Origin of the sequence: Spirillospora albida (assembly GCF_000718255.1) — a bacterium.
In the GTDB taxonomy this organism is placed as follows: Bacteria; Actinomycetota; Actinomycetes; order Streptosporangiales; family Streptosporangiaceae; genus Spirillospora; species Spirillospora albida.
Map to the genome: position 1 here is coordinate 361558 of NZ_JOFJ01000001.1, position 19123 is coordinate 380680.

Here is a 19123-nt window from a genome sequence, read left to right on the forward strand (position 1 = left end):
CTGAGAGCCATGCCGGTCTCCGTCACCATGCCCCAGCTCGGCGAGAGCGTCACCGAGGGCACCGTCACCCGCTGGCTGAAGAAGGAGGGTGAGCGCGTCGAGACCGACGAGCCGCTGCTCGAGGTGTCGACCGACAAGGTCGACACCGAGATCCCTTCGCCCGCCTCGGGCATCCTGACCAGCATCACCGTCGCCGAGGACGAGACCGTCGAGGTCGGCGCCGAACTCGCCGTCATCGGGGACGAGGGCGACGCCCCGTCCGGCGGTGGCGCCCCGTCCGCGCAGCAGGAGGAGGAGCCTCAGCAGGAGGAGCAGCAGCAGGCGCCGGCGCAGCCCGCCGCGCAGCAGGCTCAGCCCGACGCGCAGCAGGCTCAGCCGTCCGCGCCGCAGGCGCCGCCGCCCGCCGCGTGGCCGCCGCCCGCCCAGCAGCAGCCGCCCGCGCCGCCCCAGCCGCCCGCGCCCGCGCCCCCGGCCCCCGCTCCCGCGCCCGCCGCGCAGGAGCGTCCGGCCGCCCCCGCCGAGGACACCGCGTCCGGCGAGGGCCCGTACGTGACGCCGCTGGTGCGCAAGCTCGCCACCGAGCACGGGGTCGACCTCGGCTCGGTGCAGGGCACCGGCGTCGGCGGCCGCATCCGCAAGCAGGACGTCCTGGAGGCGGCCCGCGCCGCCCAGGCCGCCCAGCAGCAGGCTGCGCCCGCCGCCCCGGCCCCGGCCGCCGCCGCCCCGGCCGCGGCACCCGCCGGCCGGCACGCCGCCCCGGCACCCGCCGGCGCGCCCGCCGAGCAGCTCGCGCTGCGCGGCAAGACCGAGAAGATGAGCCGCATCCGGCAGACGATCGCCCGCCGGATGGTGGAGTCGCTGCAGGTGTCCGCGCAGCTCACCACCGTGGTCGAGGTGGACATCACCAAGATCGCTCGGCTGCGGGACCGGGCCAAGGCCGACTTTCATGCCCGCACCGGCGTCAAACTGTCGTTCCTGCCGTTCTTCGCGCTCGCGGCGGTCGAGGCGCTCAAGGACCACCCGAAGCTGAACGCCGTCATCGACAGCGCGAACAGCGAGGTCACCTACCACGACGTCGAGAACCTCGGCATCGCGGTGGACGTGCCCGAGCGGGGCCTCATGGTCCCGGTCGTGCACAACGCGGGCCAGCTCAACCTCGGCGGCCTCGCGCAGCGCATCGCCGACCTCGCCGACCGCACCCGCACGAACAAGCTCAGCCCGGACGAGCTCGCGGGCGGCACGTTCACGCTGACCAACACCGGCAGCCGCGGCGCGCTGTTCGACACGCCGATCCTCAACCAGCCGCAGGTCGGCATGCTCGGCACCGGCGCCGTCGTGAAGCGCCCCGCCGTCATCGACGACCCGCAGCTGGGCGAGGTCATCGCCGTCCGGTCCATGGTCTACCTGGCACTGACCTACGACCACCGCCTCATCGACGGCGCCGACGCGGCCCGATTCCTCGGCACCATCAAGCACCGCCTGGAGGAGGGCAACTTCGAGGCCGACCTCGGTCTGTGACCTCACCGGTCACCGGCCCCGACCACCGCGCTCGCGAGCGTGGCCGGGTCGGGGCCGGGCGAGGCTGAGAAGCTGATCGCGTAGCGAGCCGGAGCGACGCGCGATCGCACGCGGTGGCCCCGGCGTCAGGCGTCCACCGCCCGGCGCCGGGGCCACCGCCATGAGCACGGCACCGCCTTTGCTCCGTGGAAACCCGGAACGGGGTGGGATTTTCACCGTAGGTGGCTCGCCCGTCCTACTGTGTATCCATGAGGGTCACCGTGACCGGGAGTTCGGGGCTGATCGGGTCGGCGCTCGTGCGGTCGCTGCGGGACGACGGCCACGAGGTCGTCCGGCTGGTCCGGCGGGAGCCCGAACGTCCCGACGAGGCGCGCTGGTCCCCCGCCGACGGATGCCTGGAGGCGCGGGCGATCGAGGGCGCCGACGCCGTCGTCCACCTCGCCGGCGCGGGCGTGGGCGACCGGCCGTGGACGCGCGCGCACAAGCGCCGGATCCGCGACAGCCGGCTGCTCGGCACCCGCACCCTCGCCGAGGCGATCGCGTCCGCCGGCGACCGGCCGCCCGTCCTCGTGTGCGGGTCGGCGATCGGCTACTACGGCGACACCGGCGGCCGCGAGGTCGACGAGAAGGGGCCGATGGGCTCCGGGTTCCTGGCGGAGGTCGTGCGCGACTGGGAGGCGGCGGCACGGCCCGCGCGGGACGCGGGCGTCCGGGTCGTCCATCCGCGGACGGGCATCGTCCTGGCCCGGCACGGGGGCCTGCTCGGCCGGACGCTGCCGCTGTTCCGGCTCGGCCTCGGCGGACGGCTCGGCGACGGCCGGCAGTGGATGAGCTGGATCTCGCTGCCCGACCAGATCGCGGCGCTGCGGCTCCTCATCGCCGACGATATCGCCGGGCCGGTCAACCTGACCGCGCCCGCCCCGGTCACGAACGCCGAGTTCACCCGCGCGCTCGCGCGGGCCCTGCACCGGCCCGCGCCGCTGCGCGTCCCGCGGATCGCGCTGCGGGCGGCGCTGCGCGGCTTCGCCGACGAGGGCCCGCTGATCAGCCAGCGCGTCCGGCCGGCGCGCCTGGAGGAGGCCGGGTTCCGGTTCGCCCACCCGGACCTCGACACGGCCCTCGCGGGTCTCCTGTAGCGGCCAAGAAACGTCAAAGTCCCGTACGTTCGGCATCCGCCGCCATACGGTGACAATGAGACAGCGTGAGCCATGGAGGGTGAATGAGCACCGACGGACAGCCGCACATCCTCGCGATCGGCGGGGGCACGTTCGTCCCGGACGGCCGGGAGGGCCTCGCGCCGAGCCCGCTGCTCCGCTACGCGTGCGACCTCACCGGCCAGGACCGGCCGAAGATCTGCTTCCTCACCACGGCGGTCGGCGACGGCTCCGAGTACATCGCCCGCTTCTACGCGGCGTTCGGCCGGCTCGACGCCGAGGTGTCGCACCTGGCGCTGTTCCCGATGCCGAACCTCCAGGACATGCGCGGGCACCTGCTCCAGCAGGACCTCGTCTACGTGTCGGGCGGCAGCGTCGAGAACCTCCTGGCGCTGTGGCGGCTCCACGGGCTGGACGAGATCCTGCACGAGGCGTGGCAGGCGGGCGTCGTCATGTCCGGGCAGAGCGCGGGCGCCCTGTGCTGGCACGTGGGCGGCAACACCGACTCCTTCGGCCCTCAGCTGCGGCCCATGACCGACGGTCTCGGCTTCCTGCCGTACTCGTGCGGCGTCCACTACGACTGCGACCGGCAGCGCCGCCCGCTGCTGCAGCAGCTCGTCGGGGAGGGCGCGCTGCCCGACGGGTACGCCGCCGACGAGGGCGTCGGGCTGCACTACGTCGGGACGGAGTTCGTCCAGGCCGTGTCGTACCGGCGTACCGGCGCGGCCTACCGGATCGAGCCGGACGCGCCGGGCACGGCGAAGGAGTCCCGGCTGGAGCCGCGGCTGCTGGCGGAGCTCTGACCGCTACCGGCGGGTCACCCAGGAGCGGGCATAAGCTGGCGACGTGACCGACACAGAGGTACGCGAAACGCCCACCGCGGTCACCGCCGCCGGGCGGCTGGTGATCGTCCACGCCGGGTTCGGGACGGACGCCGTCCCCTACACCGACGGCTGGGACCTGCAGAAACGCACGCACGCGCGGCGCGTGGACGACCTGATCCCCGACACGGTGCTGCTGCTGGAGCACGAGCCCGTCTACACCGCGGGCAAGCGCACCGAACCGCTGGACCGCCCGTTCGGCGACCCGGGCGCCCCCGTCGTCGACGTGGACCGGGGCGGCAAGATCACCTGGCACGGGCCGGGGCAGCTGACCGGCTACCCGATCGTCCGGCTGCCCGACCCCGTCGACGTGGTCGCCTACGTGCGCCTGCTGGAGCGCATGATGATGGACGTGTGCGCCGAGCTGGGCCTCGCCACCACGACCGTCGAGGGACGCAGCGGCCTCTGGGTGCCCGGCACGCCGGACCGCAAGATCGGCTCGATCGGCATCCGCGTCGCGCGCGGCGTGACGATGCACGGATTCATGCTGAACTGCGACCCCGACATGTCATGGTTCGACCGCATCGTCCCGTGCGGCATCCGCGACGCGGGCTCCACCAGCCTCAGCCTCGAACTCGGCCGCAGGGTCACCGTCGCCGAGGTCACCCCCCTGGTCGAACGCCGCCTCGCCGCCATCCTGGGCGCGACGGAGACCCTTCACCGCACCACCGCGCAGCTCGCCGACTGACGTCCGCTATCTGGGCGCTGCCATGACCTTGTAGACGGCCTGGCCCTCGGTCGCCGCGGCGCGGAAGAACGCCGTCAGGCCCGCGTGGGCGGGCCTGAAGACCCGGTCGCGGGCCGCGGCGTCCAGGCGGCCCGCGTCCTGAACGCCCGACGACACCATCGCCGCCGGGTCGAAGCGGGCGGCGACCTGCTCGAACGGCGTCGCGGCCAGGAAGTCGGCGACGGGCTTCACCCGCTCGGGGGCCAGGTAGATGATGTCCATGCCGAGTTCCTCGGCGCCGTCCTCGGTGAGGAGGCGGCCGCCGCACACCACGTCCGCCTGCGGCGCGCGGCCCTCCCAGGCGTCCCCGGTCAGCAGGTAGTGCATCGCCTGCCAGGCGCGGCCGAGCTCGAAGGGCTCCGCCGCGGCCCGGCGGCGCCAGTCGGGCGCGCCGAAGATGCGGCGGGCGGCCCGGCCGGGGTCCGGCTCCCCCGCCAGCACCGGCGGCACCCTGAGGTACGACATTGCCAGGCCCACTGCGGTCCTCCTGCTGAGCAAATACGTGACGACAGGGAGTCACCTTAAAGAGATCCGCATCCGTACACGTCGGGAACACACGAATCTTCGCAGCGAAACACCTGTTGTCACATGTTCGAGATCGCTCCGATACGGCATTGAGCCCGGGACCGTCCGATGTGCCGCCGGCGATGACCGCGACGTACTCTGGACCGGTGACGACGGCGACACCCGAGGGGCGCAAGCTTCTCCGCATCGAGGCCCGCAACAGCCAGACCCCCATCGAGCGCAAGCCCGACTGGATCAAGACGCGGCTGAAGATGGGCCCCCAGTACCGGGAGCTCAGCGGGCTGGTGAAGTCCGAGGGCCTGCACACCGTGTGCCAGGAGGCCGGCTGCCCCAACATCTTCGAATGCTGGGAGGACCGCGAAGCCACCTTCCTCATCGGCGGCGACCAGTGCACCCGGCGCTGCGACTTCTGCCAGATCGACACCGGGAAGCCCGCCGCGCTCGACCGCGACGAGCCGCGCCGCGTCGCCGAGTCCGTCACGAAGATGGGCCTGAAGTACGCGACCGTCACCGGCGTCGCCCGCGACGACCTGGAGGACGGCGGCGCCTGGCTGTACGCCGAGACCGTCCGGCAGATCCACGCGGCCGTGCCCGGCTGCGGCGTCGAGCTGCTCATCCCCGACTTCAACGCGATCCCCGAGCAGCTCGCCGAGGTGTTCTCGGCCCGGCCCGAGGTCCTCGCCCACAACGTCGAGACCGTCCCGCGCATCTTCAAGCGGATCCGGCCCGGGTTCCGCTACGAGCGCTCCCTCGACGTCATCACGCAGGCCCGCGCGGACGGCCTCGTCACCAAGTCGAACCTCATCCTCGGCATGGGCGAGACGCGCGAGGAGGTCTCGCAAGCGCTGCGCGACCTGCACGAGGCGGGCTGCGAGCTCATCACGATCACCCAGTACCTGCGGCCGACGCCCCGCCACCACCCCGTCGAGCGCTGGGTGAAGCCGGAGGAGTTCGTCGAGCTGTCCGCCGAGGCGGAGGAGATCGGCTTCGCGGGCGTCATGTCCGGTCCGCTCGTCCGGTCGAGCTACCGCGCCGGCCGCCTCTACCGGCAGGCGGTCGACGCGCGCCGGATCTGACCGCCGCCGGGGGTGTCCGGCGACGGCCCCGTCGCGACTATCCTTGGGCGCATGTCGAAAAAGCCCGCTGACGGGGTCCAGGAGCGTCCGGGCCGCCTGAAGCAGATCCGCATGGTCGCCCAGGTGGTCCGCCAGGCCGACCCCAAGGCCCTCCCGATCACGTTCGCGTCCGCGTTCGGGACGCTCGTCGTGATGATCCTGATCGGGCTGCTGATCGGCCAGCTGTGGTTCTTCATCCCGCTCGGCGTCCTCGCCGCGTTCGCCGTCGGAATGATCGTCTTCGGGCAGCTGGCGCAGCGCGCGCAGTACAAGATGATCGCGGGGCAGCCGGGCGCCGCCGCCGCGATCCTGAAGAACATGCGCGGCGGCTGGACGGTCACCGAGGCCGTCAGCGGCAACCGGAACCTCGACATGGTGCACCGCGCGGTCGGCCGGCCGGGCGTCGTCCTCGTGTCGGAGGGCCCGCGCAGCCGGGTCGGGCAGCTGCTCGGCGCGGAGAAGAAGCGCATCTCCCGCGCCGCCCAGCAGGTCCCCATCTACGACATCCAGGTCGGGGACGAGGAGGGCCAGATCCCGGTCGGCAAGCTCCAGCGCCACCTGATGAAGCTCCCCCGCAACCTCAGCAAGGCGCAGGTCGCCGAGCTGAACGACCGGCTCCAGGCGCTCCCCCGCGCCATGCAGATGCCGAAGGGCCCGATGCCGAAGGGCGCGAAGATGCCCAAGGGCCCGAAGCCCAAGATGCGCTGACACGGCGAACGCCCCCGGATCCCCGGGGGCGTTTCCATTTCCGGCCTGCTCAGACGTTGACGACGACCGTGTTCGCGGCGCGGTCGTGGAGGCCGCGGTAGTCGCGGTCCCAGATGAGGGCAGGGACGACCAGGACCAGCAGGGCGCTGCGGGCCAGTGCCCAGCCGAACCCGACGCGCCGGCCGTCCGGCCGCACCACCCGGATGCCGCACAGCCGCTTGCCCATCGTGGTGCCGATCAGGGCGGTCAGCAGCCACGCCTGGATCCCGAAGACGACCAGCGTCGCCGTGCTGCGGCCGGCGGGCGTCCAGTCGAACGAGCGGGCCAGCAGGCTCGCGACGAGCATCGACAGGCCCCAGTCGACGAACAGCGCGACGAGCCGCCGCCCGTAGCTCGCGACCGCGCCGGGACCGTGCTCGGGCAGCCCGAACCGCGCACCCGGCGCCCCGAGGTCGGCGCCCGCCGCGCGGGCGCCGCTCAGCCACGTCTGGGTCCACCGCGGGCCGGCCGCCGCCCGCTCCTTGCCACTGCTCATGCGCCTACGCTATCCGGTCCCCCGCGGGGTTCCGACGCGGCTCCGGAGGGCACGGGTGACAGGGGCCACGGGGAGCGGCGACGCATCGCGCAGAGTGATGCGTAACACAGCCGAAACATTCGGGACACGGCTGGGAAACGGCTTCCCCGTACCCTGATCGAAGCCCAAAAAGCGCCCCAAGGAGGCTGGATGTTCAGCAGCGCCGAAGAGGTCCTGAGCTACCTCAGGAACGAAGGTGTGCGATTCGTCGACTGCCGTTTCGTGGACCTGCCGGGCAAGATGCAGCACTTCACCTTCCCCGTCGAGAACTTCGGCGAGAGCGTCTTCACCGACGGCCTCATGTTCGACGGGTCGTCCGTCCGCGGATTCCAGGAGATCCACGAGTCGGACATGCTGCTCCTCCCGGACCCCGCGACCGCCGTCCTGGACCCGTTCCGCCAGCACAAGACGCTGATCATCAACTTCTTCGTGCACGACCCGCTGACGGGCGAGCCCTACAGCCGCGACCCCCGCAACATCGCGAAGAAGGCGCAGGACTACCTGCGCGGCACCGGCATCGCCGACACGGTCTTCTGCGGTCCCGAGGCCGAGTTCTACATCTTCGACGACGTCCGCTTCGAGACGCGGGAGAACGCCGGCTACTACTACCTCGACTCGATCGAGGGCGCGTGGAACACCGGCCGCGAGGAGCCCGGCGGCAACCTCGGCGCGAAGCCCCCCTACAAGGGCGGCTACTTCCCCGTACCGCCGATGGACCACTACACCGACCTGCGGTCGGAGATGGTCGCGCAGCTCATCGAGTCCGGCATCGCGGTCGAGATGCAGCACCACGAGGTCGGCACCGCCGGCCAGGCCGAGATCGACTTCCGCTTCGACACGCTGCTGAAGACGGCCGACAACCTGATGCTCTACAAGTACATCGTGAAGAGCGTCGCGCGGAACGCCGGCAAGAGCGTCACGTTCATGCCGAAGCCCATCTTCGGTGACAACGGCTCCGGCATGCACGTCCACCAGTCCCTCTGGAAGGACGGCTCGCCGCTCTTCTACGACGAGGTCGGCTACGCGGGCCTGTCGGACACCGCCCGCTACTACATCGGCGGCCTCCTCAGGCACGCGCCGTCCCTCCTCGCCTTCACGAACCCGACGGTGAACAGCTACCACCGCCTGGTCCCCGGCTTCGAGGCCCCGGTCAACCTGGTCTACTCGCAGCGCAACCGCTCCGCCTGCATCCGGGTCCCCATCACCGGGTCGAACCCGAAGGCGAAGCGCATCGAGTTCCGCGTGCCCGACCCGTCCTGCAACCCCTACCTCGCCTTCTCGGCGATGCTGATGGCGGGCCTGGACGGAATCAAGAACAAGATCGAGCCGCCGGAGCCGATCGACAAGGACCTCTACGAGCTGCCCCCGGAGGAGGCCCGCGCGATCCCGCAGGTCCCGGGCTCGCTCCCCGAGGTCCTCGCGGCCCTGGAGGCCGACCACGACTACCTGCTCGAAGGCGGCGTCTTCACCCCGGACCTCATCGAGACCTACATCTCGATGAAGAACGAGTTCGAGATCGACCCCATCCGCCTCCGCCCGCACCCCCACGAGTTCGAGCTGTACTACGACGTGTGAGGCGTCCTGCGTGCGGGCCCGGCGGCGACCGCCGGGCCCGCATCCGTTCTCACGCCAGCGGGTGGCCGTGCTCCGCGGCCAGTCCCGTCAGGTCCGGCTCGCCGTAGCGGGCGACCAGGGCGCGGAAGCGGGCCACCTTGGCTTCGCCGCGGCGGCGCAGGCGGGTCGCGAACGAGTCGGCGGTCAGGAAGACGGGCGGCTCCGCCTTGGTGTGGAACTTGTCGGCGTACATGACCAGTTCCTCCTCCGGCGACTCCGGCAGGTAGTCGTCCACCGGGATCGGGAGGCGCTGCTCGACCACGTCGGCGCGGGTGATGCCCACGCCGACGTGGCGGGAGCAGAAGCGGCAGAGGACCTCGGGGAAGCCCGCCTCGTCCAGCAGCCCGTGACCCAGCACGCCGTGCCGCACGTAGCCCGTCTCCTCGGGGCGGCCGTCCGTCCAGGCGAGCCGGTACACGCCGATGTCGTGCAGCAGGCACCCGGCCCGGACCAGGTCGGCGTCCCCGTCGAACCGGGTCCGCTCCATGATGCGCTCGGCGATCTCGCACACGATCCGGCAGTGCGTGTGGACGAGGTCGAACGCCTCCTCGGAGGGGGCGTGCGCCTCGTGCAGGGCCCGGATCTCGTCGTCGGTGGGGATGTCCACGCGTCAAGCCTAGGGGCGGCGCACACTGAGGGCGGTCCGGTGGTGGCGCGGCGCCTCGGCCTCGTCGACGAGCGCGATGGCGAAGTCCTCATAGGTGATGCCGGCGTCCCTGTCCGCGTGGTCCGCGACCTGGTAGCGGCCGGTGGGGGCGCCGTCGTGGTCGAAGTCGCCGGACGGGGCGATGTACGCCCAGTCGAGCGTGCCGTCCCGGAGCGCCTGCAAGCCCGCCGCGTGGCCCAGGTAGAACGCGCGGTACTCGTTCGGGTAGCCGGGCTCGTCCATGAGCGGTATACCGGACGATCCCGGCAGGATGGACGCGAGCCCCGCGACCACCAGCCGGCGCACGCCCGCCCGGGTGAGGCCGGTGTCCAGCGCGCGGGACGCCCCGGCGAAGAAGCCGCGGGCGTCCGCCGCCAGGTCGACGGCGGTGCTGATGGCCGCGTCGTGGCCCGCGGCGGCCTTCGCGATGCTCGCCGCGTCGGTGGCATCACCCGCCACCGCGTCCCGCAGGTCGTGCCGCGCGGGGTCTCGCACCACGGGGGTGACGCGGTGGCCCCGCTTCCGCGCCTCGGCGACGGCCCGCCTCCCCGCTCGCCCGCCCGCGCCGAACACCACGATGTCCATACCGGTCACCTCTCGCCCCGGGCCGGACGCCGCGTCCGGCCGCTCGGCGGGAAGCTATCCGGGGCCCCGGTTACCGCACGGATACCGGATATCGTCGAGCCCATGAGGGAGCCCCTGCCCGCCGACATGTTCGACGAGCTGTGCCCGTCCACGCTCAACCCGATCCGGTTCGGCGACAAGTGGGCGGCGCTGATCATCAGGTGCCTCGAAGGCGGCCCGCGCCGCTTCTCCGAGCTGCGCCTGCCGCTGAGCCGGGTGACGCCGAAGGTCCTCACCACGTCCCTGCGGAACCTGGAACGCGACGGCCTGGTCACCCGCACGGTCCTCCGGGGCGCCCACGTCGAGTACACGCTCACCCCCTTGGGCCGCTCCCTGCTGGAACCCCTGGACGCCGCCTGCACCTGGGCGGAGGAGCACTGGGACGAACTCCTCGACGCCCGCGAATCCCATCAAGCGTCCTGACCCCGGCACCGCGGCGCCGCGGGCCTCGTCTGCCCGCCGGATCGTCCGGCATGGGTGCCGCGTCGCCTCCCGCGCGAGGGGCGGCACCGGCGGTGTGCGGCCGGTTCAGAAGGCGATCGCGTCCGGGAAGATGCGGGGGGACGGGGACGTTGTCCGGCTGACGATCAAAGGAGATGGCGATGGCCGAGGTCAGGGTGGAGCGCACCGAGGACGGGTTCCGGGCGGTCAACGCGCGGGGGGCGGAGGTCGCCATCGGTGACGGGGAGACCGACCGGGTGTTCACGCCCGTCGAGCTGATGCTGGCCGCGCTCGGGGGGTGTGAACTGGTGACGGTGGAGCCCCTGACCGCGAAGCGGGGGCATCGGATGGTGCGGCTCGCGGCGAGCGTCGCGGCCGAGAAGGTGGACCGCAGCAGGCTCGGGACGATCACCGTCACGTACGACGTCGAGTTGCCCGAGGGGGACGACAAGGCCGACGAGGTGCTGCGGGCGGTGGCGAAGCGCGTGTCCGACGGCTACTGCACGGTGGGGCTGGCGCTCAAGGCTCCGATGGACGTGGTGCAGGTCATCCCGGAGGGTTAGTCGCAGGTGGTGCCCTTCGCCGGGACCTTGCCGTCCAGAAGGTAGGACTGGACGGCCTTCCGCACGCACGCGTTCCCGGTGTCGTAGGCGCCGTGGCCCTCTCCCTTGAGGGTGAGGAGCGTGGCCTTGCCTCCGAGTTCCCTGGTGAGGGCGGGCGCCCACGCGTAGGGGGTGGCGGGGTCGCCGGTGTTGCCGATCACGAGGATCGGCGCGGCGGACGGGGCGGACACCTCACCGGCGTCGTCGTCGCCCTTCACCGGCCAGTCCGTGCACTGGATAAGGCCCCACGCCATCCAGGGGCCGAAGACCGGGGACGCCCTGCGGAAGCGCGGCAGTTCGCGGTGGACGTCCGCGGCGGTGTACCGGGCGGCGCCGTCCGCGCAGCCGATGGCGGTGTTGGCGGGCGTGAGGTTGCTGTAGGTGCCGTCCTCGCGGCGGCCGCTGAGCAGGTCGGCGAGCATGAGCAGGGTGTTGCCGGTGCGCCGCCGGGTCGCCTCCGTGAGGCCCTGGATCAGGACGGGCCACGCCTCCTTGGAGTAGAGGGCGGCGGCGACGCCGGACGCGGCGAGGCTCTGGGTCAGCTCGCGGCCGGACGCGGCGGGCAGCGGCCGGGCGTCCAGTGCGTCGAGGAGGCGGCCGACGGACGCGACGATCTCGCCGGCGTCGGCGCCGAGAGGGCAGAGGGCGGCGCCTCGCGCGGCGCAGCTCTTCGCGAAGTCGCCGAGGGCGCGCTGGAACGCGGCGGCCTGCTGGAGGCCGAGGTCCACGTCGTCGATCCGGGTGTCGACGGCTCCGTCGAGGACGGCGCGGCCGACGTTGGCCGGGTACTGGTGGGCGTAGCTCGCGCCGAGCTGCGTCCCGTAGGAGATGCCGAAGTAGTGCAGCTTGGCGTCGCCGAGGGCCGCCCGGAGGACGTCCATGTCACGTGCGGCGCTGACGGTGCCGACATGCGGGAGGACCCGTCCGGAGCGGGTCTGGCAGGCGCGGGCGAACTCGCCGATCTCCCGGAGGAGCCCCCTCTCCTCGGCGGCGTCGTCGGGCGACCCCTCGGAGGCGGCGAGCTCGTCCATCCTCTTGTCGTCGACGCAGGTGACGGGCGCGCTGCGGCCGACGCCGCGGGGGTCGAACCCGATGAGGTCGTAGCGGGTGTTGAGCTCCCTGTACTGGCCGTACGCCTGGTAGAGAGTGTCGACGCCGTCTCCGCCGGGGCCTCCGAAGTTGAAGAGCAGCGACCCGATGCGGCCCTCCCGCCTCGTGGCGGGGAAGCGGATCAGGGCGAGGTCGATGGTGTCTCCGGACGGTTTGTCGTAGTCGAGTGGTACCTTCACCGTTCCGCATCGGAACCCTGAGGGCGGCTCAGGGGCGCCGGGCGGTCGCCGAGGGAGGTTCCTGCAGTCGGTCCAGTCGGGCTTCCGGGCGGCGAGCGTCGTCGCGGACGGTGTGGGGCGGGGCTCGTCCGAGCCTCCGCTGCACGCGGCCAGACCGGAAACGGCCAGAGTTAGGACGGTAAATGATGCGATGCCGGATTTCGACGGGCTCCGGGGCATGTGTCCCTCCGGGTGGGCGCGCGCGAGCGGTCGGGACCTACCCGTCCCCGCCTATGCTGATGCATGATCGGCTTAACGGGCGCCCCGCGGGGGAAGCCCCTCCCCCGCAAGTCCGGATACCGCATCAGGGTCGTACTACTCAAGGCTGAGATGAAGACCATTCGTCGCGGTGATCTCAACGAGGTGGCCACGAGGCAAAGATAGGTAGCATGGCCCAATCCGCCCCCCCAGCAGCCCGTCGGGAACCGGAACCCCGGTCCCCCGCGGGCGAGCCGCGACGGCCGGCCGCGACGATGCGGCACCGGGTACTCGCCGCACCGCCGGTGTGGCGCGAGCTCCTGCTCATCGCCCTCTTCTACACCGGATATACGCTCACCCGGATCGTCCTGGTTCAGGACGGGACGGCCCCCGCGTTCCGGCACGCCTACGACATCCTTCGCTTCGAGCGGCTCCTCGGCCTGGACGTCGAGCTCGGCCTGAACCAGACGCTGCTGCAGGTGCCCTGGCTCGCCCGCACCGCCAACGTCTTCTACGCCACCGCCCACTTCGGGGTGACGCTCGGCATCGTCGTATGGCTGTACCGGTTCCGGCCGCAGGAGTACCGCTGGCTCCGCACGTCCATCATGGTCTCGACGGGTGTCGCGCTGGTCGGCTTCTGGCTGTACCCGCTCGCCCCGCCGCGCTTCCTGCACAGCGAGGGCTTCGTCGACCCGGTGACCGCCCTGCACTCGCTCGGCCTGTACGCGAGCGACGCGTCCGGCAGCCTGACGAACCAGTACGCGGCGATGCCGTCGATGCACGCCGGCTGGGCGCTGTGGTGCGGGTTCGTGCTGGTCAAGCTGGCGGCGCGGCGGTGGGCGCAGGCCCTCGGGCTGCTCTACCCGGCGACGACCGTGCTGGTGATCCTCGCGACCGCCAACCACTACGTGCTGGACGCGGTGGTCGGCATGGCGCTGGTCGGCGGCACGCTGTGGACGTCCTGGCTGCTGTACGTGCGGCGCCCGGAACCGCTCGTCGCCTTCCAGGCACGGGCCGCACGGCTCGTCGCCGCGCGGATCGGCCGCTCCCCCGGCACCGACACCGCGAACTAGCCGGCCCAGCCGGCGTCGCCGCCGTAGAAGACGCGCTCGACGACGGCGCGGGCGCGGCGGGCGTGCCTGCGGTAGTCCTCCAGCAGGTCACCGCCGCCGTTGTAGCCGAGCACGCGGGTGACGGCGCTGCGCTCGCGGTGGTGGTCGCTCGGCAGCAGGTCGGACGCCCGCCCCCGCACCAGCATGATCGCGCCGCGGATCCGGGTGGCGAGGCACCACGCCTCCTCCAGGACCGCGGCGTCGTCGGCGGCGAGGAGGTCGGCGCCGGCGGCCGCCTCCAGCGCCACGAGGGTCCGGGTGGTGCGCAGGCCCGGAACCTCGTGGGCGTGCCGGAGCTGCAGCAGCTGCGCGACCCACTCCACGTCCGACAGGCCGCCGGGGCCGAGCTTGATGTGCTGCCGGGGCTCGACGCCGCGCGGCAGCCGCTCCGACTCCATCCGCGCCTTCAGCCGCCTGATCTGCCGGACGGCGTCGTCGCCGACGCCGTCCGCGGGCCACCGGATCGGGTCGATGACCTCGCGGAAGCGCGCGCGCAGCCCCGCGTCCCCGATGAGGGGGTCGGCGCGCAGCAGCGCCTGCGCCTCCCATGGCTGCGACCAGCGGGCGTAGTACGCGGCGTACGAGGCGAGCGTCCGGACGAGGGGCCCCTGGCGGCCCTCCGGGCGCAGGTTCGGGTCGATGTCGAGCGGCGGGTCGGGGGCGGGCAGCGCGAGCAGGCGGCGCAGCTCCTCCGCGACGGCGTGCGCGGCTCGGCTCGCGGCCCGCTCGTCGGCGCCGGGGTGCGGGTCGTGGACGAACATGACGTCGGCGTCGCTGCCGTAGCCGAGTTCATGGCCGCCGAACCGGCCCATCGCGACGACCGCCATCCGGGTCGGGAGGGGGCCCCGCAGCTCCATCTCGACCTTGCCGACGGCGGCGCTCAGCGCGGCCTCGATCGTGACGGCGGCGATGTCGGTGAGCGCCTCCCCGACGGTCCGGACGTCCGCCATCCCGAGCAGGTCGGCGACCGCGACGCGGAACAGCTCGCGGCGCCGCAGCCCCCGGACGGCCCGGACCGCCTCCTCCGCCTGCATCGCCGGGCCGGTCGTGTCCGGGCCGGTGTGGCGGCGGACGCCGGCCAGCGCCTCCGAGCGGAGCGCCTCGTACGGGCGCGGCGACAGCTCCGCGGCGCTGCCGAGCATCGCGACCGCCTCGGGGGCCCGAAGCAGCAGGTCGGTGGCGTACCGGCTGGAGCCGAGCAGCCACGCCATCCGCTCCGCGACGATCACCTCGTCCCGCAGCAGCCGCAGATACCAGGGCGTCCGGCCGAGCGCGTCGCTGACCTGCCGGAACCCGAGCAGGCCGGAGTCCGGGTCGGGGGCGTCGGCGAACCAGCCGAGCATGACGGGCAGCAGCGTCCGCTGGATCGCTGCGCGCCGCGAGACCCCGGCGGTGAGCGCCTCGATGTGCCGGAGCGCGCCCGCCGGATCGCCGTAGCCGAGCGCCTCCAGCCGGACCCGCGCGGCCTGCGGGGTGAGGCGCGCCTCCTCGCCGGGGAGCCGGGCGACCGCGCGCAGCAGCGGCCGGTAGAAGAGCTTCTCGTGAATGCGGCGGACCTCGCGGGCGTGCCGCCGCCACCGCCCGGTGAACTCCCCGACCGGGTCGGGGCGCAGGCCGAGCGCGCGGCCGAGGCGCCGCAGCCCCGCCTCGTCGTCGGGGACGAGGTGGGTGCGGCGCAGCCGGTGCAGCTGGACGAGGTGCTCGACCCTCCGCAGGAACCGGTACGCGGAGCGGAGCGCGGCGGCGTCGTCGCGTCCGACGTATCCGCCGCGGGAGAGCGCGTCGAGGGCGTCGAGGGTGGCGGGGGCGCGCAGCTCGGGGTCGGCGCGGCCGTGGACGAGCTGGAGGAGCTGCACCGCGAACTCGACGTCGCGCAGGCCGCCGGGGCCGAGCTTCAGCTGCCGGTCGGCGTTGGCGCTGCGCCGGTCGAGGTCGGCCTCGACGCGGCGCCGCATGTCCTGGACGTCCTGGACGAACCCCTCCCCCTCGGCGGCCTGCCACACCATCGGGATGATCGCGTCCATGTACCGGGCGCCGAGGGCGGGGTCGCCGGCGACGGGACGGGCCTTCAGCAGCGCCTGGAACTCCCACGTCTTCGCCCAGCGCTCGTAGTAGGCGCGGTGGCTGGCGAGCGTCCGGACGAGCGGCCCGGCCTTGCCCTCGGGGCGGAGCGCCGCGTCGACCTCCCAGAGCGCGCCCTCCTCCGTGGACGCCGAGCAGGCCCGCATCATCGCCGACGCCATCCGGGTCGCGGCGCGCAGCGCGGCGTCCTCGGCCCCGCCCTCCCGCGCCTCGGCCACGAAGATCACATCGACGTCGCTGACGTAGTTCAGCTCGCGGGCGCCGCACTTGCCCATGCCGATCACCGCGAGGCGGCACAGGGCGTGCTCGGGGACCTCGGCGCGGGCGATCGCGAGCCCGGCCGCGAGCGCGGCGGCGGCGAGGTCGGCGAGCTCGGCGGCGACGTCCGCGACATCCGCCGCGCCGGCGAGGTCGCGTCCGGCGAGGTCGAGCAGCCGCCGCCGGTACGCGACGCGCAGCGCGGCGACGGCGCCGGGGGCGTCCGCGGCGACCGGCTCGTCGGCGGCGGGGTCGGCGCCGACGGCGGTGAGCAGGTCGGCGCGCAGCTCCGCCGCGCTCGGCCGGCCCGCGCCGTCCGAGCACAGCACCCGCCAGTGGCCGGGATGCCGGGCGAGGTGGTCGGCGAGGGCGGCGCTGACGCCGAGCACCGCGGGGAGCCGCTCGCAGACGGGCTCGTCGCCGGTGAGGGCGTCCCGCAGCTCCTTGCCGCACCCGGCGGCGTCGGCGGACGCGAGCAGCCGCAGCAGCCCGTCGAGCGCGAGGTCGGGGTCGGCGGTGCCGCCGAGGACGTCCAGGAGGTCGCCGGGCGGCGCCGAACCGTCCCGCTCCGCCTCGAGCAGGAGCCGCTCGGCGCGGCCCGCGTCGGTGAAGCCGAGCCGCGCGAGGCGCCCGGCGAGGCTGGGGCGCCGCTCCGGGCTCCAGGGCTCGCTCACGCCACCACCGTAGCCCGGCGGGGCCCTCAGAGGACGGGCATCAGGTGGCGGCGCTCGAACTCGGTCACCTGGCGGCGGTAGTCCTCCCACTCCTTGCGCTTGTTGCGCAGGAAGAAGTCGAAGACGTGCTCGCCGAGGACGTCGGCCATCAGCTCGCTGCGCTCCATCGCCCGGACCGCCTCGTCCAGGTTCTGCGGCAGCGGCTCGATGCCGAGGGCGCGCCGCTCGGCCGGGGTGAGGGCCCACACGTCGTCCTCGGCGCCCGGCGGGAGCTCGTAGCCCTCCTCGATGCCCTTGAGCCCGGCGCCGAGGATCGCCGCGTACGCGAGGTAGGGGTTGGCGGCGGTGTCCAGGGAGCGGAACTCGATGCGGGTCGAGTGCACCTTCTGCGGCTTGTACATCGGGACGCGGACGAGCGCGGACCGGTTGTTGTGGCCCCAGCAGATGTAGGACGGGGCCTCGCCCCCGGCGCCCGCCGCCGATCCGACGCCGCCCCAGAGCCGCTTGTAGGAGTTCACCCACTGGTTGCAGACGGCGGTGATCTCGGCGGAGTGGCGGAGCAGGCCCGCGATGAACGCGCGCCCGACCTTGGACAGCTGGAACTCCGCGCCCGGCTCGTAGAACGCGTTCCGGTCACCCTCGAACAGCGACATGTGGGTGTGCATCCCGGAGCCTGGGTGGTCGGTGAACGGCTTCGGCATGAAGGACGCGTACACGCCCTGCTCCAGCGCGACCTCCTTCATGACGAGCCGGAACGTCATGATGTTGTCGGCGGTGGTGAGCGCGTCCGCGTACCGGAGGTCGATCTCCTGCTGGCCCGGCGCGCCCTCGTGGTGGCTGAACTCGACGGAGATCCCCATCGACTCCAGCATCGTGATCGCGTTGCGGCGGAAGTCGTGCGCGGCGCTGTGCGGGGTGTGGTCGAAGTAGCCGCCCGCGTCCGCCGGCTCCGGCTCGCGCCCGTCCTCGGGGAGCCCGTTGACGAGGAAGAACTCGATCTCGGGATGGGTGTAGAAGGTGAACCCGAGGTCGGCGGCCCGCGCGAGGGCGCGCTTCAGGACATAGCGCGGGTCGGCGAAGCTGGGCGTCCCGTCCGGCATGAGGATGTCGCAGAACATGCGGCCGACGCCGGGCGCCTCCGAGCGCCACGGCAGCACCTGGAACGTGGACGGGTCCGGTTTGGCGATCATGTCGGCCTCGTAGACCCGGGCGAAGCCCTCGATCGCCGAGCCGTCGAAGCCGATGCCCTCGCCGAACGCGCCCTCCAGCTCGGCCGGGGCCACGGCCACCGACTTCAGGAAGCCGAGCACGTCGGTGAACCACAGCCGGATGAACCGGATGTCGCGCTCCTCCAGTGTGCGGAGCACGAATTCCTGCTGACGGTCCAATGCCCTCTCCCTCGGTGAGGCCGTATCGGCTGCCGGGCCGGCCGGTGCCGACACCTCTGGCTACTCTGCAGTATGCCCGTGCGCTGTTACCGCGACGTTACGGGCGCGGGGCCGGTGGCCCGAAGCCGCGTTCCGATCCGCCGGGTTCCGATCCATTGTGCGTGGATCCTGTCGTAGGTGCCGTCCGCCCTGGCCTGACCGAGCACCTGGTCAACGAGCCCGGCCAGCCGCGGGTTCCGGCCCTTCCTTACCCAGAACGCGTACCGCTCACCGGTGTCGACGGCCGCGATGACGGCGAGGCCCTTCCGGGCCGGATCCCGCAGGGCCTGCCGCACGACGGCCTCGTTCTGGACGATCACCGCGACGCGTCCCGCGCGCAGGGCGTCCAGCTGGGCTCCGGGGTCCGGGAGGACGGCGAAGTGGAGGTCCTCGCCGTCGGCCCACTCCTCGCCGGGCGTGTTCTCCTGGACGCCGATCGCGGGCTTCTCCGCACGCACGCCGTCCAACGACGTGATCGGGCTCCCGGCCCTCACCACCAGCGCCTGCCGGACGCCGAAGTACGGTTCGGTCGCGTCCATCGCGCCGGCGCGGGCCGGTGTGACCGCCATGGCGCCGAGGACGATGTCGCACTTCCCCGCGTCCAGCGCCGCGCCGCTCTTCAGCGTCTCGAACCCGGACCGGACGACCCGGTGCCGGACGCCGAGCCGCGCGGCGACCAGGTCGAGGAGGGCGACGTCGAAGCCGGTGATCCGCCCGTCCCGGACGAGGGCGAACGGTGCGGCCGAGGGGTCGGCGCACGAGGTCAGCGCGCCCTTCGCGACCAGCGGGACGCCCCGTGCGGTCGCGCCCCGTGCGGTCGCGCCCCGCGCGTCCCCGCAGCCGGCGGCGGAGACGGCCAGCGCGAGCGCGGCGAGGCCGGCGCCGAGCGCCCGGCGCGCCGTTGGTCGGGACACG

18 protein-coding genes are annotated in these 19123 nt (G+C 73.2%); 10 read left to right on the plus strand and 8 right to left on the minus strand.

Annotated elements, in window-relative coordinates:
- Positions 1-9: 9 nt before the first annotated feature.
- The 4 genes from sucB to lipB all read left to right on the plus strand — a co-directional run bounded on the left by sucB (position 10) and on the right by lipB (position 4241).
- Positions 10-1518 carry a 2-oxoglutarate dehydrogenase, E2 component, dihydrolipoamide succinyltransferase gene (gene sucB, locus IE99_RS0101720; protein WP_030145085.1) on the plus strand — a complete coding sequence of 503 codons (1509 nt, stop codon included), beginning with the start codon at positions 10-12 and terminating at the stop codon, positions 1516-1518.
- Between the two features lie 248 nt (positions 1519-1766).
- Positions 1767-2654, plus strand: a complete 888-nt coding sequence (locus IE99_RS0101725) for a TIGR01777 family oxidoreductase (protein ID WP_030145086.1) — start codon at positions 1767-1769, stop codon at positions 2652-2654.
- Between the two features lie 83 nt (positions 2655-2737).
- Positions 2738-3475 (plus strand): Type 1 glutamine amidotransferase-like domain-containing protein, encoded by a 738-nt coding sequence (locus tag IE99_RS0101730; RefSeq protein ID WP_030145087.1) that lies wholly within the window; start codon positions 2738-2740, stop codon positions 3473-3475.
- 43 nt (positions 3476-3518) lie between these two features.
- Positions 3519-4241 carry a lipoyl(octanoyl) transferase LipB gene (lipB, locus tag IE99_RS0101735; protein WP_211258696.1) on the plus strand — a complete coding sequence of 241 codons (723 nt, stop codon included), beginning with the start codon at positions 3519-3521 and terminating at the stop codon, positions 4239-4241.
- 6 nt (positions 4242-4247) lie between these two features.
- On the opposite strand, the gene IE99_RS0101740 is transcribed toward lipB, so the two are convergent.
- Positions 4248-4757, minus strand: a complete 510-nt coding sequence (locus tag IE99_RS0101740) for a YfbM family protein (RefSeq protein WP_030145089.1) — start codon at positions 4755-4757, stop codon at positions 4248-4250.
- A gap of 194 nt (positions 4758-4951) precedes the next feature.
- On the opposite strand from IE99_RS0101740, the gene lipA reads away from it, so the two are divergent.
- Positions 4952-5881: a lipoyl synthase gene (gene lipA, locus IE99_RS0101745; protein WP_030145090.1), complete on the plus strand. Its 930-nt coding sequence runs from the start codon at positions 4952-4954 to the stop codon at positions 5879-5881.
- Between the two features lie 51 nt (positions 5882-5932).
- Entirely contained in the window at positions 5933-6628 is a 696-nt protein-coding gene (locus IE99_RS0101750) for a DUF4191 domain-containing protein (protein ID WP_030145091.1), read from the plus strand.
- A gap of 49 nt (positions 6629-6677) precedes the next feature.
- On the opposite strand, the gene IE99_RS0101755 is transcribed toward IE99_RS0101750, so the two are convergent.
- Positions 6678-7163, minus strand: a complete 486-nt coding sequence (locus IE99_RS0101755; RefSeq protein WP_030145092.1) for an RDD family protein — start codon at positions 7161-7163, stop codon at positions 6678-6680.
- Positions 7164-7352: 189 nt separating this feature from the next.
- Here IE99_RS0101755 and glnA (IE99_RS0101760) point away from each other — a divergent pair, with 189 nt between their 5' ends.
- Positions 7353-8777, plus strand: coding sequence for a type I glutamate--ammonia ligase (gene glnA, locus IE99_RS0101760; RefSeq protein WP_030145093.1), 1425 nt, complete (start codon positions 7353-7355; stop codon positions 8775-8777).
- A 49-nt stretch (positions 8778-8826) separates the two neighbouring features.
- Here glnA (IE99_RS0101760) and IE99_RS0101765 read toward each other — a convergent pair whose 3' ends face one another.
- The gene (locus IE99_RS0101765; RefSeq protein ID WP_030145094.1) at positions 8827-9423 is read right to left on the minus strand and encodes an HD domain-containing protein; all 597 of its coding nucleotides are present in this window, start codon (positions 9421-9423) and stop codon (positions 8827-8829) included.
- A 9-nt stretch (positions 9424-9432) separates the two neighbouring features.
- Entirely contained in the window at positions 9433-10047 is a 615-nt protein-coding gene (locus tag IE99_RS0101770) for an NAD(P)-dependent oxidoreductase (protein WP_030145095.1), read from the minus strand.
- Between the two features lie 102 nt (positions 10048-10149).
- On the opposite strand from IE99_RS0101770, the gene IE99_RS0101775 reads away from it, so the two are divergent.
- Both IE99_RS0101775 and IE99_RS0101780 read left to right on the plus strand, forming a co-directional pair.
- Positions 10150-10509 carry a winged helix-turn-helix transcriptional regulator gene (locus tag IE99_RS0101775; RefSeq protein ID WP_030145096.1) on the plus strand — a complete coding sequence of 120 codons (360 nt, stop codon included), beginning with the start codon at positions 10150-10152 and terminating at the stop codon, positions 10507-10509.
- A 179-nt stretch (positions 10510-10688) separates the two neighbouring features.
- Positions 10689-11090, plus strand: coding sequence for an OsmC family protein (locus tag IE99_RS0101780; RefSeq protein ID WP_037558441.1), 402 nt, complete (start codon positions 10689-10691; stop codon positions 11088-11090).
- On the opposite strand, the gene IE99_RS0101785 is transcribed toward IE99_RS0101780, so the two are convergent.
- The gene (locus IE99_RS0101785) at positions 11087-12418 is read right to left on the minus strand and encodes an alpha/beta hydrolase (RefSeq protein WP_245623015.1); all 1332 of its coding nucleotides are present in this window, start codon (positions 12416-12418) and stop codon (positions 11087-11089) included. The genes IE99_RS0101780 and IE99_RS0101785 overlap by 4 nt on opposite strands.
- Positions 12419-12930: 512 nt before the next feature.
- Here IE99_RS0101785 and IE99_RS0101790 point away from each other — a divergent pair.
- Complete coding sequence (locus IE99_RS0101790) at positions 12931-13728, plus strand: phosphatase PAP2 family protein (RefSeq protein ID WP_245623016.1); 798 nt, start codon at positions 12931-12933, stop codon at positions 13726-13728.
- Here IE99_RS0101790 and IE99_RS0101795 read toward each other — a convergent pair.
- The 3 genes from IE99_RS0101795 to IE99_RS0101805 form a co-directional block, all read right to left on the minus strand.
- Positions 13725-16781 carry a bifunctional [glutamine synthetase] adenylyltransferase/[glutamine synthetase]-adenylyl-L-tyrosine phosphorylase gene (locus tag IE99_RS0101795; RefSeq protein WP_030145100.1) on the minus strand — a complete coding sequence of 1019 codons (3057 nt, stop codon included), beginning with the start codon at positions 16779-16781 and terminating at the stop codon, positions 13725-13727. The two genes, IE99_RS0101790 and IE99_RS0101795, sit on opposite strands and share 4 nt — an antisense overlap.
- Before the next feature lie 26 nt (positions 16782-16807).
- A complete protein-coding gene (gene glnA, locus IE99_RS0101800; protein WP_030145101.1) occupies positions 16808-18169 on the minus strand; it encodes a type I glutamate--ammonia ligase in 1362 nt (453 codons plus the stop codon).
- 86 nt (positions 18170-18255) lie between these two features.
- Complete coding sequence (locus tag IE99_RS0101805; RefSeq protein WP_157609962.1) at positions 18256-19122, minus strand: substrate-binding periplasmic protein; 867 nt, start codon at positions 19120-19122, stop codon at positions 18256-18258.
- Between the last annotated feature and the right edge of the window lies 1 nt (position 19123).

Bases quoted from the DNA above. Each gene is read 5' to 3' on its own strand.
- sucB (WP_030145085.1), top strand. From the start codon at position 10: ATGCCGGTCTCCGTCACCATGCCCCAGCTCGGCGAGAGCGTCACCGAG.
- IE99_RS0101725 (WP_030145086.1), top strand. From the start codon at position 1,767: ATGAGGGTCACCGTGACCGGGAGTTCGGGGCTGATCGGGTCGGCGCTC.
- IE99_RS0101730 (WP_030145087.1), top strand. From the start codon at position 2,738: ATGAGCACCGACGGACAGCCGCACATCCTCGCGATCGGCGGGGGCACG.
- IE99_RS0101750 (WP_030145091.1), top strand. From the start codon at position 5,933: ATGTCGAAAAAGCCCGCTGACGGGGTCCAGGAGCGTCCGGGCCGCCTG.
- IE99_RS0101755 (WP_030145092.1), bottom strand. From the start codon at position 7,163: ATGAGCAGTGGCAAGGAGCGGGCGGCGGCCGGCCCGCGGTGGACCCAG.
- glnA (WP_030145093.1), top strand. From the start codon at position 7,353: ATGTTCAGCAGCGCCGAAGAGGTCCTGAGCTACCTCAGGAACGAAGGT.
- IE99_RS0101770 (WP_030145095.1), bottom strand. From the start codon at position 10,047: ATGGACATCGTGGTGTTCGGCGCGGGCGGGCGAGCGGGGAGGCGGGCC.
- IE99_RS0101775 (WP_030145096.1), top strand. From the start codon at position 10,150: ATGAGGGAGCCCCTGCCCGCCGACATGTTCGACGAGCTGTGCCCGTCC.
- IE99_RS0101780 (WP_037558441.1), top strand. From the start codon at position 10,689: ATGGCCGAGGTCAGGGTGGAGCGCACCGAGGACGGGTTCCGGGCGGTC.
- IE99_RS0101790 (WP_245623016.1), top strand. From the start codon at position 12,931: ATGCGGCACCGGGTACTCGCCGCACCGCCGGTGTGGCGCGAGCTCCTG.